Annotated in this window: 16 protein-coding genes; 8 read left to right on the top strand and 8 right to left on the bottom strand. The window is 74.7% G+C overall.

What is annotated here, in order from left to right; translation table 11 throughout:
* Positions 1 to 30 precede the first annotated feature (30 nt).
* From Q0994_RS20295 to Q0994_RS20285, 3 genes are all read left to right on the top strand, one after another.
* Positions 31 to 510: an Lrp/AsnC family transcriptional regulator gene (locus Q0994_RS20295; RefSeq protein WP_299536977.1), complete on the top strand. Its 480-nt coding sequence runs from the start codon at positions 31 to 33 to the stop codon at positions 508 to 510.
* Positions 511 to 706: 196 nt separating this feature from the next.
* Positions 707 to 2,392, top strand: a complete 1,686-nt coding sequence (locus Q0994_RS20290) for a DUF885 domain-containing protein (RefSeq protein ID WP_299536974.1) — start codon at positions 707 to 709, stop codon at positions 2,390 to 2,392.
* Between the two features lie 170 nt (positions 2,393 to 2,562).
* On the top strand, positions 2,563 to 3,465 hold the full coding sequence (locus Q0994_RS20285) for an ATP-grasp domain-containing protein (protein WP_299536972.1): 903 nt from the start codon (positions 2,563 to 2,565) through the stop codon (positions 3,463 to 3,465).
* 32 nt (positions 3,466 to 3,497) lie between these two features.
* Here Q0994_RS20285 and Q0994_RS20280 read toward each other — a convergent pair whose 3' ends face one another.
* Positions 3,498 to 3,998, bottom strand: a complete 501-nt coding sequence (locus Q0994_RS20280) for a rhodanese-like domain-containing protein (protein WP_299536970.1) — start codon at positions 3,996 to 3,998, stop codon at positions 3,498 to 3,500.
* A 92-nt stretch (positions 3,999 to 4,090) separates the two neighbouring features.
* Here Q0994_RS20280 and Q0994_RS20275 point away from each other — a divergent pair, with 92 nt between their 5' ends.
* Entirely contained in the window at positions 4,091 to 4,597 is a 507-nt protein-coding gene (locus Q0994_RS20275) for an Lrp/AsnC family transcriptional regulator (protein WP_299536968.1), read from the top strand.
* Between the two features lie 81 nt (positions 4,598 to 4,678).
* On the opposite strand, the gene Q0994_RS20270 is transcribed toward Q0994_RS20275, so the two are convergent.
* The 3 genes from Q0994_RS20270 to Q0994_RS20260 all read right to left on the bottom strand — a co-directional run bounded on the left by Q0994_RS20270 (position 4,679) and on the right by Q0994_RS20260 (position 9,753).
* The gene (locus Q0994_RS20270; protein WP_299536965.1) at positions 4,679 to 7,735 is read right to left on the bottom strand and encodes an AAA family ATPase; all 3,057 of its coding nucleotides are present in this window, start codon (positions 7,733 to 7,735) and stop codon (positions 4,679 to 4,681) included.
* Positions 7,732 to 8,898, bottom strand: a complete 1,167-nt coding sequence (locus tag Q0994_RS20265) for an exonuclease SbcCD subunit D (RefSeq protein WP_299536964.1) — start codon at positions 8,896 to 8,898, stop codon at positions 7,732 to 7,734. The genes Q0994_RS20270 and Q0994_RS20265 overlap by 4 nt, the downstream gene beginning before the upstream one ends.
* Positions 8,899 to 9,126: 228 nt before the next feature.
* The gene (locus Q0994_RS20260) at positions 9,127 to 9,753 is read right to left on the bottom strand and encodes a YigZ family protein (protein ID WP_299536961.1); all 627 of its coding nucleotides are present in this window, start codon (positions 9,751 to 9,753) and stop codon (positions 9,127 to 9,129) included.
* Between the two features lie 74 nt (positions 9,754 to 9,827).
* On the opposite strand from Q0994_RS20260, the gene Q0994_RS20255 reads away from it, so the two are divergent.
* Both Q0994_RS20255 and Q0994_RS20250 read left to right on the top strand, forming a co-directional pair.
* A complete protein-coding gene (locus Q0994_RS20255; RefSeq protein WP_299536960.1) occupies positions 9,828 to 10,235 on the top strand; it encodes a CoA-binding protein in 408 nt (135 codons plus the stop codon).
* Between the two features lie 75 nt (positions 10,236 to 10,310).
* Positions 10,311 to 11,117 (top strand): aminoglycoside N(3)-acetyltransferase, encoded by an 807-nt coding sequence (locus tag Q0994_RS20250; RefSeq protein WP_299536957.1) that lies wholly within the window; start codon positions 10,311 to 10,313, stop codon positions 11,115 to 11,117.
* 81 nt (positions 11,118 to 11,198) lie between these two features.
* On the opposite strand, the gene Q0994_RS20245 is transcribed toward Q0994_RS20250, so the two are convergent.
* Positions 11,199 to 11,771, bottom strand: a complete 573-nt coding sequence (locus Q0994_RS20245) for a helix-turn-helix domain-containing protein (protein WP_299536955.1) — start codon at positions 11,769 to 11,771, stop codon at positions 11,199 to 11,201.
* 93 nt (positions 11,772 to 11,864) lie between these two features.
* Here Q0994_RS20245 and Q0994_RS20240 point away from each other — a divergent pair, with 93 nt between their 5' ends.
* Complete coding sequence (locus Q0994_RS20240; protein ID WP_299536952.1) at positions 11,865 to 12,731, top strand: DMT family transporter; 867 nt, start codon at positions 11,865 to 11,867, stop codon at positions 12,729 to 12,731.
* 48 nt (positions 12,732 to 12,779) lie between these two features.
* Here the strand turns inward: Q0994_RS20240 and Q0994_RS20235 are convergent, their stop codons facing one another.
* Positions 12,780 to 13,532: an acyltransferase gene (locus tag Q0994_RS20235; RefSeq protein WP_299536950.1), complete on the bottom strand. Its 753-nt coding sequence runs from the start codon at positions 13,530 to 13,532 to the stop codon at positions 12,780 to 12,782.
* Positions 13,533 to 13,682: 150 nt separating this feature from the next.
* Between Q0994_RS20235 and Q0994_RS20230 the strand changes: the two genes are divergently transcribed.
* A complete protein-coding gene (locus Q0994_RS20230) occupies positions 13,683 to 14,213 on the top strand; it encodes a gamma carbonic anhydrase family protein (RefSeq protein WP_299536947.1) in 531 nt (176 codons plus the stop codon).
* Between the two features lie 122 nt (positions 14,214 to 14,335).
* Here Q0994_RS20230 and Q0994_RS20225 read toward each other — a convergent pair whose 3' ends face one another.
* Both Q0994_RS20225 and Q0994_RS20220 read right to left on the bottom strand, forming a co-directional pair.
* A complete protein-coding gene (locus Q0994_RS20225) occupies positions 14,336 to 14,998 on the bottom strand; it encodes a DedA family protein (protein ID WP_299536945.1) in 663 nt (220 codons plus the stop codon).
* Between the two features lie 287 nt (positions 14,999 to 15,285).
* Entirely contained in the window at positions 15,286 to 15,738 is a 453-nt protein-coding gene (locus tag Q0994_RS20220; protein ID WP_299536943.1) for a DUF4442 domain-containing protein, read from the bottom strand.
* Positions 15,739 to 15,851 lie beyond the last annotated feature (113 nt).

Genomic DNA, 15,851 nt, shown 5'->3' with positions numbered 1-15,851 from the left:
GGGGCACAACTCCCGTGCTACGTTCCGCGGATGACCGATTCCGTCGCTCTCGATCCGGTGGATCTCGACATTCTGCGCGTCCTTCAGAACGACGCCCGGACGACGTACCGCGATCTCGCCGAGACGGTCGGGGTCGCTCCGTCGACGTGCCTGGACCGGGTCGCCCGGCTGCGCCGTTCGGGGGTGATCCTCGGCCACCGGCTGCACCTCGACCCGGCCAAGCTGGGACGCGGCCTGGAGGCGCTGCTGTCGGTACAGGTGCGGCCCCACCGGCGGGAGTTGATCGGGCCCTTCGTGGAACGCGTCAGGGCGCTCCCGGCGACCCGCGCGCTGTTCCACCTCACCGGACCGGACGACTACGTGGTGCACGTGGCGGTGTCGGACGCCGCGGACCTCCAGCGCCTCGTGCTGGACGACTTCACCTCGTGCCCCGAGGTGGTCCGGGTGGAGACCCGGCTGATCTTCCAGCAGTGGGAGTGCGGGCCGCTCGTCCCGGCCTCCCCGCGGTGACCGGCGCGAGAACCGGCCGACGGGATCCGGTCCGCCCGGGCCGGGCCGCCTCCGGGCCGGGCCGGTGGGCGGCGGGTCCCGCCGGGCCGGTGGACGGCGGGTCCGAGGGCGCCGGCCGGGGGGCCGCGCCCGCCTCTTCCGGCCGCCCAGGAGGGGGGAGGTGACGCGGAGGCCGTCGTCGTACGAGGATGTCCGCATGTCAGACACTTCGAGCAACGCGCTGCCCCGCCAGGTCGCCGACGAGTACGTCGACGCGATCATCGACCTCGACCCGATCCTGGGCACCTATCTCGGCGTCGCCGCAAGCTCGCGCCATCTTCCCGACTTCTCCCCGGCCGGCCAGCAGGCCGTCGCCGATCTCGCCCGCGCCACGCTCCGGAAGCTGGACGCGGCCGAACTGCTGCCCGAGGCGTCCAGCGACGCCGAGCGGCGGTGCGGACGGCTGCTGCGGGAGCGTCTCACGGCCGAACTGGCCGTGCACGACGCCGAGGAGGGACTGCGGGCCGTCTCCAACCTGCACTCGCCCGCGCACAGCCTCCGTGAGGTCTTCACCGTGACCCCGACGGAGACCGACGAGGACTGGGCGGCGGTGGTGGACCGGCTGCGCGCGGTCCCCGCCGCGCTGGAGGGCTACCGGGCCTCGCTCGCCCTCGGTCTGGAGCGCAAGCTGTACGGCGGCCCGCGCCCCACCGCCACGTTCGTGGAGCAGTTGACCGAATGGGCCGGGGGAAGCGGCACCGGCTTCTTCCAGGACTTCGTCGCGGACGGCCCCGCCTCCCTGCGCGGCGAGCTGGACGACGCCGCCGCCTCCGCCACCGGCGCGCTCGCCTCCCTGCGCGACTGGATGCGCGACGTGTACGCCCCGGCCGTCGAGGGCGCCCCCGACATCGTGGGCCGGGAGCGCTACGCCCGCTGGTCCCGCTACTTCAACGGCACCGACCTCGACCTGGACGAGGCGTACGCGTACGGCTGGTCGGAATACCACCGGCTGCTGGCCGAGATGAAGACCGAGGCGGAGAAGATCCTTCCGGGAGCGGGTCCCTGGGAGGCGCTGGCCCATCTCGACGTCCACGGCAAGCACATCGAGGGCGTGGACGAGGTTCAGGCCTGGCTGCAGGGCCTGATGGACGAGGCGATCGAGGCGCTGGACGGGACCCACTTCGAGCTGGCCGACCGGGTGAAGAAGGTGGAGTCGCGCATCGCTCCTCCGGGCGGCGCGGCGGCCCCGTACTACACCGGCCCCTCGGAGGACTTCTCCCGACCGGGCCGTACCTGGCTGCCGACGATGGGCGAGACCCGCTTCCCGGTCTACGACCTGGTCTCCACCTGGTACCACGAGGGCGTTCCGGGCCACCACCTGCAGATCGCGCAGTGGACGCACGTCGCCGACAGCCTCTCGCGCTACCAGGCCTCGGTGGGCCAGGTCAGCGCCAACGCCGAGGGCTGGGCGCTGTACGCGGAGCGGCTGATGGACGAGCTGGGCTTCCTGCCGGACGCGGAGCGGCGGCTCGGCTACCTCGACGCGCAGATGATGCGGGCCTGCCGGGTGATCGTGGACATCGGCATGCACCTGGCGCTGGAGATCCCGGCGGACTCGCCGTTCCACCCGGGCGAGCGCTGGACGCCGGAGCTGGCCGAGGAGTTCTTCGGCAACCACAGCGGCCGGCCGGCGGACTTCGTGGAGAGCGAGCTGACGCGCTACCTGTCGATGCCGGGCCAGGCCATCGGTTACAAGCTGGGCGAGCGGGCCTGGCTGCTGGGCCGGGAGAACGCGCGCAAGGCGCACGGCGACGCGTTCGACGCGAAGGCGTGGCACATGGCGGCGCTCTCGCAGGGTTCGCTGGGCCTGGACGACCTCGTCGAGGAACTGTCGAGGCTCTGACCGTCGTCCGAGTCCGGGGAGCGGCGGTTCCGGCCGCCGCTCCCCCGGCCCCGCCGCCCCGCGTCGTCGTCCGCGTTCACGGCCAAGCCGGCGCCCGGGGCGGCGCGTTCCCCACCCCGCCCCACCCCCACCCCGACCCCGACCCCGACCCCGACCCCGAGGGGCCTACCGTGACCGGTTTCCTGTACTGCTCCGACCCGTTGCGCCCCGGCCGCACCGATCCCGCCTTCGCCGAGGAGGCCGCGGCCGTGCGGGGGTCGGGGGCCGCACCGGGGTCCGGGCCGGCCGTGGCCCTGGTCGACCACGACGCGCTGGTCGCCGGGGACGCCGTCGCGGCGGTCCGTCGCGTGCCACGCGGTTCGGGGACGTACGTCTACCGGGGCTGGATGGTGACGTCGGCACGGTACGCGGAGCTGGACCGGGCGCTCCGGGCCCGTGACTGCGCGTTGTTCACGCGTCCGGAGGCGTACCGCACCGCGCACGAACTCCCCGGCTGGTACGGGGCGTTCGCCGGGATCACGCCGCGCAGCGTCTGGTGCGAGGGGCCGGTGGAGAAGCTGGACCGCGCCGGTGCGGACTTCTGGGCCGCGCTCGCCCGTCCTCTGGGGCGGGGGCCGGGCATCGTGAAGGACTTCGTGAAGTCCCGCAAACACGAGTGGCACGAGGCTTGTTACGTACCGGAGTTGGCGGACGGGGAACGGCTCGCCGCCGTCGTGGGCCGTTTCGTCGAGCTCCAGGGAGAATTCCTCGCCGGCGGGGTGGTGCTGAGGTCCTTCGAAGCCTTCGTGCCGGAGGGGGAGGCCCGGATCTGGTGGCTCGACGGCGAACCCGTACTCGTGACCGCACACCCCGACACCCCCGGCGCACCGCCCCCCACCGCCGAGGAATTGGGCCCGCTGCTGCCCGCGGTACGCGAGGCGCTGAGCGGTCTCGGCTGCCGTTTCGTCGCGACCGACCTGGCCCTGCGCGAGGACGGCGTCCGGCGGGTGGTCGAGGTCGGCGACGGCCAGGTGAGCGGCCTACCCGCCGGCGCGGACCCCGGCCCGCTGCTCACCACGCTGGCGAAGGCATAGGGCCGTGGTCCGCACAGCGGGTACCGGGGCTTTCAGCAGCCGCAGTCGTCGGTTCCGACGGGTGCGGTGAGCGGGTCCGCCGCGCGCCGGTCGTCGCCCCGCCAGGTCTCGAAGGGGAAGCCCTCGCGGACCCAGTACTCGAAGCCGCCGAGCATCTCCTTGACCTGGTAGCCCAGTTCGGCGAGGGCGAGCGCCGCGCGGGTGGCGCCGTTGCAGCCCGGTCCCCAGCAGTACGTGACGACGGGCACGGCACGGTCCAGCAGCAGTGGCGCCTGTGCCGCGACGAGTGCGGTGGGCAGGTGCAGGGCCCCGGGGACGTGCCCCTGGTCCCAGGACTCCGTCGAGCGCGAGTCCACCACGACGAAGCCGGGTCCGGCGGCCCCGCCCTCCCGCGCGGCGGCCAGTGCGGCGGCGACGTCGGAGACGTCGGCGTGGAAGGCGAGTGAGGCGGAGAAGTGGGCGGCTGCCGCGGCGGGAGAGGTGGGCGGGACGCGGAGCACGGGGTTGCCCGAGAAGGCGGTCGATGAGGTCATGCAGAAATTCTCGACCGGTCAGGAGTCCGCGAACAGGCGCGTTCCCCGGCGATCGGCTTGATCCGGCGAGGAAATCCCTGTTCTCTGATTCCATGACCGATTATTCCCCGGACGCCACCGATCACCGCATTCTCGACGTCCTCCAGCGCGACGGGCGGGCCTCCTTCGCCGAGCTGGCGCGGGCCGTGGCGATGTCCCCGAGTGCGGTGACCGAGCGGGTGCGCAGGCTGGAGGAGCTGGGGGTGATCAGCGGCTACACGGCCACGGTGGACCCGGAGCGGGTGGGCCTGCCCATCCTGGCCTTCGTGCGGCTGCGGTATCCGAACGGCAACTACAAGCCGTTCCACGACCTGCTGGACGCCATGCGGGAGATCGTCGAGGCGCACCACGTCACGGGCGACGACTGCTTCTATCTGAAGGTCACGGCCCGCTCGATGCGCCACCTCGAAGAGATCACCGGCCGTGTCGGGGCCCTCGGATCCGTGACGACGAGCGTGGTCTACTCCTCCCCGCTCCCCCGCCGAGCGGTGAGCGCGGCGACGGGCGGCGACGGCACGGAGGGCCCGGCCGGGCGCCACGGCACGCGTCCCGGCCGCTGAGACCACGCACCGCCGCGGAGCCGGCCCGGAAGCAGCCCCGCAATCGGCCCGAGGACGGCCGGGCGGCGGTGCGGTGCGCGCTCAGCCCGCCCGGTGCCGCACGGTCGATCCGTCGCGTTCCTTGACGACTTCGAGCTGCACCGGAATCCGGCGGCGGAGGTCGGCGACGTGGCTGACGATGCCGACGCTGCGGTCGCGTTCGCGCAGGGAGTCGAGCACGTCGAGCACCTCGTCCAGGGTCTGGTCGTCGAGGCTGCCGAACCCCTCGTCGATGAAGAGGGTGTCCAGCCGCATGCCGCCCGCCTCGTCGGTGACGACGTCGGCGAGGCCGAGTGCGAGGGCGAGGGAGGCGAAGAAGGTCTCGCCGCCGGACAGGGTGGCGGTGTCGCGTTCGCGGCCGGTCCAGGAGTCGACCACGTGGAGGCCCAGGCCCGCCCGGCGGCTCCCGGTGCGGGCGTCGGAGTGGACCAGGGTGTAGCGCCCGCCGGACATGCGCCGCAGCCGTGCGGTGGCGGCGGCCGCCACCTGTTCGAGCCGGGCCGCGAGCACGTACGCCTCCAGCCGCATCTTGCGCTCGTTGTCGGCCGAGGTGCCCGCGGTGAGGGTGGCGAGCCGGGCCACCCGCTCGTACTCCTGCCGCAGCGGGCCCAGTTGGCGCACGTCCCGGTCGACCGCCGCGGAGAGGCGGTCCAGTTCGGCGCACCGCTCGCGGGCCGCCGCCAGCGCGGTGGTGGCGCGGCGCAGGGCCCTCTCCGCCTCGTCGTGGGCGGCGCGGGCCGCCTCGGGGCGGGCCGGGGCCTGTCGCGCGGCCTCCTGGGCGTCCGCCTCGGCGAGGCGGTCGGCGACGGTGGCGGCCTCCGTCTGCCAGGCGTCGACACGGGCCTGGAGTCCGCGCTGGGCGGCTGCGTCGAGGAGGGCCGCGGCGGCGGCCTGCGGGGTGTCGAACCCGGCACGGAACGCGGCGTCGGAGAGCCGGCCGTCGGCCTCCTTGCGCCGCGCGGCGGCCTCCTGTTCGGCGCGTACGGCCTCGGCGGCGTCGGCCAGCAGTGCGGCGCGCCGCTCCAGCCGCCCGGCGTGCTCGGCGATGGTGGCGCCGCCGGTGCGCACCTGGTCGAGGTCCGCGCGCAGGGTCCGCTGTTCCTCGTCGAGCGCCTCCCGCCGGGACGTCCGGCCGGCCGCGCGCCGCTCGGCCCGGCGGACCTCGTCGAGGCGTTCACCGTGCTCACGCTCGGCGGCGGCGAGCGCCTCGCGCGCGGCGTGCGTTCCGGCGGCGGTGCGGTGCGCCGCGGCGTACGCGGTGTTCAGCTCCGCGACGCGGCTCTCCAGGTCCCGCACGGCCGGGGTGTCCGCACCGGTGCCGGACCGGGCCGCGGCCGGGGTCGCGGGGTCGGCGTCCGGCCGGGGCTCCAACGCCTCCGCTTGGGCGGACGCGTACCGTTCGCGTACGACTTCGAGGTCCTGTTCGGCCCTGGCGCGGGCCTGTTCGGCGGCGCGGTGGGCTTCGAGGGCCCGCTCCTCGGTGGCCCGGTCGACGTGTCCGTCGCCGGGACGTGCGGGTTCGGGGTGGGTGACCGATCCGCACACGGCGCAGGGTTCGCCGTCGGTCAGCCCGGCGGCGAGTTCGGCGGCGATGCCGCGCAGTCGCCGCTCGCGCAGCCCGAGCCAGTGCTCGTGGGCGTCGAGGGCCCGCTCGCGGGCGTCGTCGCGGCGGCTCCGGACGGCGGCGCTCTCCTCGGCGAGGGAGTCCCGGCGGCGCGCGGCCTCCAGCCGCCGGCGCAGCGGGGCGAGCCGGCCGGCGAGCTGTTCGGCGACGGTGGCGGCGTCCTGTGCCGCCTCGAGGCGTACGGCCAGCGCCCGCCGGGTTTCCGGCCAGCCGTCGAGCCAGTCGGCGCTCTCGCGGACGAGTTCGTCGTCGGCTCCGGCGTCCCGGTCCAGGGCGGCCCGCTCGGCGTCGATCCCGGCGATCCGGCGCTCGGCCCGCCGGGCCGCGTCGAGGGCACCGAGCTGCTGCCGGAAGTCCCTTTCGACGGCGGCCAGCCGGTCGGCTCCCGCGTCGGCGAGATCGGGCGGGAGCTGCGCGCAATGGCGGTCGCGCGCGGCGGCTGCCCGTCCCGCGGCGTGTTCGGCCTCGTCGCGGAGGTCGAGTGCGGGGGCGACGCGCTCGGCCCGGCGGGCGCGTTCGAGCCGCTCGTGGCAGCGGTCGCGTTCGGGCCTGCCGGCTTCGAGTCCCGCGGCGCGCCGGAGGGTTTCCTCGTGCCGTCGCTGGAGGCGGTCCGTCTCCAGCTCGGCGTCGAGCGCCGACCGGGTGGTGCGGTGCCGGGCCTCGGCGGCGTCGAGTACGACGCGTGCGATGTCCAGCCGCTCGCGGGCGCCGCCGCGGGCGACGGCGGCCCATTCCAGGACCTGTCCGGCGAGTCCGGGGTCGCCGGGCTGGGCGTTGGGCTCCGGGGTCTCGGCCGCGGGGCCCGCCGCCTGGGCGAGGCGCTGGGCGACCGCGAGGACGCGCTCGTCACCCGCTCTGACGCGCGCTTCCGCGGCGCGCCGCAGTTCGGCGAGCCGTTCCTCCACGGCGGCGAAGCGGCGGGTGTCGAAGAGCTTGCCGAGAAGTCTGCCGCGTGCCTCGGCGTCGGAGCGCAGGAACCGGGCGAAGTCGCCCTGCGGCAGCAGCACCACCTGGCAGAACTGCTCGCGGCTCATGCCGAGCAGGCGGGTGATCTCCTCACCGATCTCCTGGTGGGACTTGCTGAGCGGCTTCCACCCCTGTCCGGGGTCGTGCTCGCGCAGCCGGCTCTGCGCCTTCTCCGTGGTGAAGCCGCCGGCCTTCGTCTTCTTGGGCCGGGGCTGCGCGGGCGAGCGGCTGATCTCGAGCCTGCGGCCGCCGACGGTCAGCTCCAGCAGGACCTCGGTCGGCAGGGCGGGGTCGGCGTGGTCGCTGCGCAGGGTCGTGCCGGGGCTCTGGCGGGCGCCGGGCACGGCTCCGTACAGGGCGTAGCAGACGGCGTCGAGGACCGAGGTCTTGCCGGCTCCGGTGGGGCCGTGCAGCAGGAAGAGTCCTCCGGAGGAGAGTGCGTCGAAGTCGACCTCCTGGGTCCCGCCGAACGGGCCGAACGCGGTGAGCACGAGCCGGTGGAGCCTCAACGCGACACCTCGCGCACCGCGTCGTCCACCCGTACGTCGTCGAACACGGCGCGCAGGACCGCCCGTTCGGGGGCGTCCGGTCCGCTGCCGCCGCGCACGTGCGCCACGAAGTCCTCCGCGATCTGGTGGTCGTCGCGTCCGGCGAGCCGCCGGGCGTAGGAGCCGGCCGGGTCGTCGGGGTCGCGGTCGGGTTCGAAGACGAGGCTGAGGGCGTGCGGGAACCGTTCCTGGAGCCGGGCCATCGGTTCGGGGGGCCGGGCCGGATCGGTGAGGGTCGCCTCCACCCAGGACTGCTCGTGGGCGTCGAGCGCGGGATCCTCGAGCAGGGTGTCGAGGCGACCGCGGATACGGGCGAGCGGGCGCGGAACCGGGCAGTCGAGGCGTTCGCCGGTGATCCGGCCCGGGGCGTCGAGGTCGATCAGCCACATGGTCTTGCGGTGGTGGGTCTCGGAGAAGGAGTAGGCGAGCGGGGATCCGGAGTAGCGGACCCGCTCGGTGACCTGCTGGCTGCCGTGGAGGTGGCCGAGCGCCACGTAGTCGACGCCGTCGAAGACCCCGGCGGGCACCGCCGCGACGCCCCCGACGGTGATGTCGCGCTCGCTGTCGCTGGGTTCGCCGCCCGCGACGAAGGCGTGCGCGAGCACCACGGACCGGGTGCCCGCCGGACGGGTGGCGAGGTCGGCCCTGACCTGGTCCATCGCGGCGGTGAGGACGGCTTCGTGTCCGCCCTTCGGCGCCTTGAGGGTGTCGCGGACGAGGGCGGGTTCGAGGTACGGCAGCCCGTAGAAGGCGACGTCGCCGTGGGCGTCGGCCAGCACGACGGGGGTGCCGCAGGCGGCCGGGTCGGTCCGCAGGTGGATGCCCGCCCGGCCCATCAGTCCGGCGCCGACGCCGAGCCTGCGGGCCGAGTCGTGGTTGCCGGAGATCATGACGGTGGGCACGCCGAGGCCGGCGAGCCGGTGCAGGGCGCGGTCGAAGAGTTCCACGGCGGACAGCGGCGGGACCGCGCGGTCGTAGACGTCTCCGGCCACGACGACGGCGTCCACCTCGTGGGTGCGCACGGTGCTGACGAGGTGGTCGAGGTAGGCGGCCTGCGCGTCGAGCATCGGGACGCGGTGGAACGACCGGCCGAGATGCCAGTCCGAGGTGTGCAGAATCCTCATGGCATCGCTCCGCCGCTCGTGTCCCGCATGTCTTCCGCCCTCCCGGCCCCGTGGCACGCTCTTCCGCCGTCCGTCCGGCGGCCGGCGGCGCCCCGGCGGTGGTCTGCGGGGACGCCTCCGCAGACCCTAGCGCCGGTGGCCCGCCGGCCCCTCATCCGCGCACCCCCGGCCGGTCCGGCCCGGCCCGGCCCGCGCCTCCGGCCCGCCCCGCCGGGCCGCCGCCCCCGTTCACACGTCCCCGTAGGCCTCGCCGCCGAGCTCCAGTACCGCCGCGCCGGCCGTGGCGTCGGCGAGCCAGGCCCGGAACGCCTCCACGCCGGCGTCCGGGAGGCCGACGTCGATGACGACCGCCTCGCCGTACCGCACCTCGCGCACCGCGGTGCCCGTGGCACGCAGGTCGTTCTCCAGCTTCCCGGCGCGCTGGTGGTCCACGGTCACCGTCGCCAGCCGGAACCGCTGCCGGGTGCGGGTGCCAAGGGCGTCCAGCGCCTCGCCGACCACGCCTCCGTACGCCCTGATCAGCCCGCCCGCGCCGAGCTTCACGCCGCCGTAGTACCGGGTGACGACGGCGGCGGTGTACCGCACCTCGCGGCGCATCAGCATCTGGAGCATGGGAACGCCCGCGGTGCCGCCGGGCTCGCCGTCGTCGCTCGCCTTCTGCACGGAGGCGTCGGCGCCGATGACGTACGCGAAGCAGTTGTGGGTGGCGGCCGGGTGTTCCCTGCGGACGCGTGCGACGAACTCCTGCGCCTCCTGCTCAGTGGCGGCGGGGGCGAGCGAACACAGGAAACGCGATCGGTTGATCTCGCTCTCGTGCACGCCCGCGCGGGCGACGGTCCGGTACTGCTCCTGCATCCCTCCACCCTATGCGGCCCCGCCGACAGTCCCCCCGCGGGAATGGCGGGGCCGGTCGGCGGGTTGTCGCGTGCATGTACGCAGACGCAGAGACGGTCCGGCGGATCCTCCGGGACAGCGGCGACACCTGGGCCGTGGTCGGCCTGTCCACCAATCCCTCGCGGGCCGCCTACGGGGTGGCCCGGGTGCTCCAGGACTTCGGCAAGCGCGTGGTGCCGGTACACCCGAAGGCCGAGACGGTCCACGGCGAGCAGGGGTACGCCTCGCTGGCGGAGATCCCGTTCCCGGTCGACGTGGTGGATGTCTTCGTCAACTCCGCGCAGGCCGGTGCGGTGGCCGACGAGGCGGTCGCCGTCGGGGCGAAGGCCGTCTGGTTCCAGTTGGGCGTGATCGACGAGGACGCGTACGCGCGCACCCGCGAGGCCGGGCTGGACATGGTCATGGACCGCTGCCCCGCGATCGAGATCCCCTCGCTGCGCTGACGCGTTCCGTCACATCCGGTCGGTAGCGGTCGCGCCCTTCCGGCGGCGGGGGGCCTGGGCGGACAATGTCCGACCGTGACGACTGCCACCGCGTGCACGGAGAGCCTGGCGGCCGACCTCCGCCGTCTGGGGGTCCGCCCCGGCGGCGCCCTGCTGGTCCACGCCTCGCTGCGGGCGGTCGGACCGGTGGCGGGCGGCGCGCGGGCGGTGGTGGAGGCGCTGCGCACGGCACTGGGCGGCGCGGGCACCTTGGTCGTGCCGTCGTTCACCCCGGAGAACTCGGACACCTCCCGCGCCCATCTCGCCCGGCTGGCCGCGCTCCCGGAATCCGGGCACGCGGCCCTCCTGGCGGCGATGCCGCCGTTCGGTCCGTCGACCCCGGCGCCGGGCATGGGCCGGCTGGCGGAGACCGTGCGGCTGACCCCGGGAGCCGTCCGGAGCGCGCACCCGCAGACGTCCTTCACGGCGCTCGGCCCCGCCGCCACCCGCCTGACGTGCCGTCACCACGAGGACTGCCACCTGGGCGAGGACTCCCCCTTGGCCCGCCTGTACGAGGAGGACGGCCGGGCCCTCCTCCTGGGAACGGGCTTCGGCTCCTTCAGCGCCTTCCACCTCGCCGAATACCGGGTGCCCGACCCTCCGCGGCGGACCTACCGCTGTGTGGTGATACGCGACGGCCGCCGCACATGGTGGAGTTACGAGGACGTGGCCCTGGACGACGACGACTTCGCCGCGCTCGGCGCGGACTTCTTGCGCACGGCGGCCCCGGGCGCGGTGCGCGGCGGGCGGGTGGGGGCGGCGGTCAGCCGCCTGGTCCCGGTGCGCGAGGCGGTGGACTTCGCGCTGGACCGCTTCAAGAACGGCCGTCCCGCGGCGGGTTGACACTTCCGCGCGCCCGGCCCTCCCGTCCCGGCCCCGCCCCCGGACGCCCCGTCCCCGGGCGACCGGCCCCCGGCCGGGCCGTCACCGCACCGGGGGGATGGAGACCGCCATGGTCAGGTCCACGGGTACGGTGCCGTCGTTGCGGTAGGCATGGGCGACGTGGGCCTCGAAGGTGGCCGAGGTGCCGGCCGGGATCAGGTGCGGTTCGCCGCCGACCTCCAGCGTCAGTTCGCCGGCGGTGACGTGCAGGAGTTCCACCGTTCCCTCCGGGTGCGGGTCCGACGCGCTGCCGTCGCCGGGTTCGAGGTGCCAGGACCACAGCTCCAGGGGACCGCGCGCCTCGGTGCCGACCAGGAGGGTGGTGGAGCTTCCGGCCTCGGTGGACCAGAGGCGGACCGCCTGCTCGGCCGGCACCAGCCGCACCTGCGGGCCCTGTTCGTAGTCGAGCAGGGAGGTGATGCTGACGCCGAGTGCGTCGGCCAGCTTCACGGTGGTGCCGATGCTGGGGTTGGTCCGCGCCTGCTCGATCTGGATGATCATGCCCCGGCTCACGCCGGCCCGCGCCGCCAGCGCGTCGAGGGTGAACCCGCGCTCCCCGCGCCACCGCTTGAGGTTGCGCGCCAACGTCTGGGTGAGCTGATCGAGGTCAGACACATTCCGTCCAATATTCTGAATGACAGAGTCGAAGATAGTGCACTACGGTGTGGCTGCACCCACCGTTCACCGCACTGTACTGCGAGGCGCGCCATGACCCCCCTGTTCGCCCTGGCCACCAGTTTCCTGTGGGGCCTGGCCGATTTCGGCGGCGGTCTGCTCTCCCGGAAGACCCCGGCCCTGACCGTGGTGATCGTCTCGCAGTCGCTGGCCGCCGTGGTGCTGGGTGCCGTGGTGGCGGTCACCGGCGCCTGGAGCGAGGCGGACGCCCGACTGTGGTTCGCGGTGGCGGCCGGGGTGGTCGGACCGGTCGCGATGCTGAGTTTCTACAAGGCCCTCGCGCTGGGGCCGATGGGCGTGATCTCGCCCCTGGGTTCCCTGGGCGTGGCGGTGCCGCTCGCCGTGGGGGTCGCGCTCGGCGAGCGCCCGGGGCCCGTGCAGTGCGCCGGCATCGGGGTGGCCGTACTCGGGGTCGTACTGGCGGGCGGCCCGGAGCTGCGCGGGGCGCCGGTCCGGCGGCAGGCGGTGCTGCTCACGCTGGTCGCGGCGGCCGGGTTCGGCGCCGTCATGGCCCTGATCGCGGAGGCGTCCACCACGGTCACCGGCCTCTTCCTCGCGTTGTTCGTGCAGCGCGTCACCAACATCGCGGTGGGAGGCTCCGCGCTCCTCGCGTCGGTCCGCCGGGGCGGCCGGGCGCTGCCCGACGAGGGGGCCCGGAGCGCCGTCGTGGCCGCACTCCCGGCGCTGGCCTTCGTCGGACTGGCCGACGTCGCCGCCAACGGCACCTACGCGCTGGCCGCCCGTACCGGCCCGGTGGCGGTCGCCGCGGTGCTCGCCTCCCTCTACCCGGTGGTCACGGCGCTCGCGGCGCGGGTGACGCTCGGCGAACGCCTGCGCGGGGTGCAGGCAGCGGGGGCCGGGCTGGCCTTGATGGGCACGGTGCTGCTCGCGACCGGCTGAACCGGGCCCGCCGGCCGCGGACCACCGGCACCGGGGTCCGCACGGGGCTCAGCCGCCCGGCACTTCGTCGAGTTCGAGGGTGCGCAGCGCGACCAGTTGCTCGGAGGTGATGCCTTCGGGGATCGGTACCGGGGCGGGGGTGCGCAGCGGCGGCTGCCAGCCCTTCTCCGGGTGGTAGCCGCGGACGACCTTGGCCGGGGCGCCGGCCACCACGGCGTGGTCGGGAACCTCCCCGCGTACCACCGCGCCCGCCGCCACCACGACGTTCCGGCCGAGGCGGGCGCCGGGCAGGATCACCGCGCCGGTCCCTATCCAGCAGCCGGGACCTATGACCACCGGTGCGGTGCGCGGCCACTGACGGCCGACCGGCTGGTCCGGATCGTCGTAACTGTGGTTGGTGGACGTGATGTAGACGTACGGGCCGCAGTACGTGTCGCGGCCGACGCTCACGCCGGCGTCGGCGACGACATGGCTGCCGCGGCCGAGGACGACCCCGTCGTCCAGGGTCAGGATCGGGTCGGTACCCAGATCGAGGCCGGGCATCATCCCCACGGTCAACGTGACCTGTTCGGCGATGATGCAGTGGTCGCCGAGCCGGATCCACCGCTCACCGAACACCGTGCCCTGCGGGAAGGCGAGCCGGGTGCCGGGACCGATCCGGCCGAAGCGCAGCGGCCCCGGGCGGTCGGCGGTGACCGCGCCGGACTCCCGCATCCAGGCCCAGCCGCGGTGCACGGCACGGGAGGAGACGCCGCGCCACGTGCGGGCGAGGAGGCGGGACGCCTTGCTGTTCTTCGGCACCCGCTCACGGTAGTCGCCGCGCCGCGGACCATCCCCCGCGCCCGTCTGTGATGTTCACCCCACTGACCGGCGGCGGGTGCGGCGTCGCTTACGGTTCCCTGGCACGGAAGATCGGACGGCGGGTCGCGTCGGCGGACACGGAGGCAGGGCATGGCGGAGCAGCCACTCATCATGGGCATCGGCGGCAGGGAACCGGTGGTCGATCCAGACGCCTTCGCGGCTCCGACCTCCGTCCTCGTCGGGGACGTGACGCTGGCCGCGGGCTCCAGCGTCTGGTACCACGCGGTGCTGCGCGCCGACTGCGGGCCGATCTCGCTGGGGCCGGACAGCAACGTCCAGGACAACTGCAGTCTGCACACCGATCCCGGTTTCCCGCTGACCGTGGGCGCGCGGGTGTCGGTCGGCCACAACGCGGTGCTGCACGGCTGCGTCGTCGAGGACGACGTGCTGGTGGGCATGGGCGCCACCGTGCTGAACGGCGCCCACATCGGCGCGGGTTCGCTGATCGCCGCGCAGGCGCTGGTCCCCCAGGGCATGCGGGTGCCGCCCGGCTCGCTCGTGGCGGGAGTGCCCGCGAAGGTCAAGCGCGCGTTGACCGAGGAGGAGCGCGAAGGCGTGACGTTCAACGCGACCGGTTACGTGGAGCTGGCCAAGGCCCACCGCGAGGCGCACGCCGGCTGACGGCGCCCGGAGCGGCGCACGGCGGGCCGGACGCGGGGCGGTCGCGGGACGTGGGTTTGCCGCGGGGCGGACGCGGTCCGTCGCGGGTCGCGGGCCGGACCGGTCCGCCGGTGGCCCCGGCGTCAGTCGGCCGTCCGCACCCCGGCGGGTTCGGCGACGGGCTCCCCGGCGCCGTCGGCCGCCGCGGCCTTCTTCGCCCGGTTCCTCACCACCAGCAGGGAGCCGACGCCGAACAGCACGGCGACCAGCAGGCCGATCCAGGAGAACCGCTTGAGCCACGCCTCCGCGACCACGCCCACCGAGTAGACGACGGCGGTGGTGCCGCCGGCCCAGACGATCCCGCCGAACACGTTGGCGATCAGGAACTTCCAGTACGGCATCCGCAGCACGCCCGCCAGCGGGCCCGCGAAGATCCGCAGCAGGGCGACGAACCGGCCGAAGAAGACGGCCCACATGCCCCACTTCTCGAAGGACCGCTCGGCCAGGCCCACTTGGGCCTCGCCGAAGTGCTTGGGGAACTTCCTGTTGAGCCGGGCCAGCAGCGGCCGGCCGCCCTTGCGCCCGATCGCGTACCCGATCGAGTCACCGACCACCGCACCGGCCGAGGCGCACGCGCCCAGGATGTACGGGTCGATGTGTCCGTGCTGGGAGGCGAGGAGCGCCGAGCTGACCAGGACGATCTCCCCGGGCAGGGGGATGCCGACGCTCTCCAGGCCGATGACGCCCGCCACCAGGAGGTAGATGCTCAGCGCGGGGATGGTTTCGAGCCATTCCTGGACGTGCAACGCCGGTTCCTCCCGTGCGGGGGTTCTTCTCGCAGCGCGTCGCCCGTACGGCGGCGCAGGCGGGAAGCCTACCTGGCGCGGCGCTTCCGGGGACCGCCGCACCCCCGGACGCACGCGGAGGCGCCGCCGCTCCCGGAGCGGGGAGCGGCGGCGGCGTCGGGCGGCTGCCGGAGCGCGCGCCGGTCCCCGTGCCAGGTCACCAGTGGGACTTGTGCCGGGTCAGCGACGGGGCCCGTGCCCGTTCAGCCGTGGGACCCGTGCCCGCACGCCGACGGGCCCGTGTCGGTTCAGCGGTGAGGACGCAGCGTCCAGAGGACCGTCATCTCTCCGGTCACCGCGCCGTCGGCCCGGTGGATCTCGATCGTCACGGGGAACTCGGGACGCTGTCCGGCGTCGAGCTCCGCGATCACGTCGGCGGCCGGACGGCCGAGGGTGGCGGTGGCGGTGACCTCCCCCATGGCCAGCTTCTTGTACCCGATCTCCGCCTTGACGGCGAGCGGCACGGCACGCGCCAACTGATCGCCGAAGGCGGCCATCACGATGGCGCCGCTCGCGGACTCGGCGAGGGTGAACATCGCGCCGGCGTGCGGGCCGCCGAGGTGGTTGTGGTAGGCGGCCTGGTCGGGCAGCCGGACGACGGCGCGCTCCGGGCCCGCCTCGTCGAAGGTGAGGTTCAGGGTCCGGACCATCGGTACCGTCGCGGCGAGCATCTCGCCGACCGTCGTCTCTTCAGCGCTCATGAGCCGCATGTTACTCACGAGTAGCCCCGGTTGACCAGAGCCCTGTGGCACCCGCCGGGGTCGCACCGTGCGCTCCGTCGGGGGCGGACGTAGCCGTGGGGCCGCGCCCCCTC

Origin of the sequence: uncultured Streptomyces sp. (genome assembly GCF_947488945.1) — a bacterium.
Classification (GTDB): Bacteria; Actinomycetota; Actinomycetes; order Streptomycetales; family Streptomycetaceae; genus Streptomyces.
This window is presented reverse-complemented; position numbering and strand designations above follow the sequence as displayed.

Bases quoted from the DNA above. Each gene is read 5' to 3' on its own strand.
- Q0994_RS20240 (WP_299536952.1), top strand. From the start codon at position 11,865: ATGACCCCCCTGTTCGCCCTGGCCACCAGTTTCCTGTGGGGCCTGGCC.
- Q0994_RS20255 (WP_299536960.1), top strand. From the start codon at position 9,828: ATGTACGCAGACGCAGAGACGGTCCGGCGGATCCTCCGGGACAGCGGC.
- Q0994_RS20280 (WP_299536970.1), bottom strand. From the start codon at position 3,998: ATGACCTCATCGACCGCCTTCTCGGGCAACCCCGTGCTCCGCGTCCCG.
- Q0994_RS20230 (WP_299536947.1), top strand. From the start codon at position 13,683: ATGGCGGAGCAGCCACTCATCATGGGCATCGGCGGCAGGGAACCGGTG.
- Q0994_RS20275 (WP_299536968.1), top strand. From the start codon at position 4,091: ATGACCGATTATTCCCCGGACGCCACCGATCACCGCATTCTCGACGTC.
- Q0994_RS20260 (WP_299536961.1), bottom strand. From the start codon at position 9,753: ATGCAGGAGCAGTACCGGACCGTCGCCCGCGCGGGCGTGCACGAGAGC.
- Q0994_RS20265 (WP_299536964.1), bottom strand. From the start codon at position 8,898: ATGAGGATTCTGCACACCTCGGACTGGCATCTCGGCCGGTCGTTCCAC.
- Q0994_RS20220 (WP_299536943.1), bottom strand. From the start codon at position 15,738: ATGAGCGCTGAAGAGACGACGGTCGGCGAGATGCTCGCCGCGACGGTA.
- Q0994_RS20295 (WP_299536977.1), top strand. From the start codon at position 31: ATGACCGATTCCGTCGCTCTCGATCCGGTGGATCTCGACATTCTGCGC.
- Q0994_RS20290 (WP_299536974.1), top strand. From the start codon at position 707: ATGTCAGACACTTCGAGCAACGCGCTGCCCCGCCAGGTCGCCGACGAG.